General features: G+C 71.9%; 1 protein-coding gene. It reads right to left on the bottom strand.

Features of this window, described 5'->3' with window-relative positions; all coding sequences use genetic code 11:
• A partial coding sequence (locus ACP7FG_RS13025) for a hypothetical protein (protein ID WP_439226631.1) occupies positions 1-267 on the bottom strand: 267 nt, incomplete at both ends.

Here is a 267-nt window from a genome sequence, read left to right as displayed (position 1 = left end):
CCGACGCCGCCGTCACAGCGGCGCTGTCGGCACACAGTGTCACATCGATTCCGGCCTCAGCCAGTCGCTCGGCTGTCCCGACTCCCTCCCGTCCGGGGCGGGACTCGGCGACTACGACCCGGCTGGGTTCTGCCTCCGAAATCGCCGCCTCGACGGTTCCCGACCGCGAGAGCGTTAGCACCCGCTCGCCGAGGCTGTCGGCAGCGCGGCTGGACGCCTCCGCGTCGGCTTCCAGCGCCGCTTTGCAGGCGTCCATCGCCGCTTGGC

The sequence above is a fragment of the Idiomarina sp. ST10R2A5 genome (genome assembly GCF_051842325.1).
GTDB classification, from domain to species: domain Bacteria; phylum Pseudomonadota; class Gammaproteobacteria; order Enterobacterales; family Alteromonadaceae; genus Idiomarina; species Idiomarina abyssalis.
Note: the sequence above shows the minus strand (reverse complement) of the source record. Positions and strands in the feature narration are given on the sequence as shown.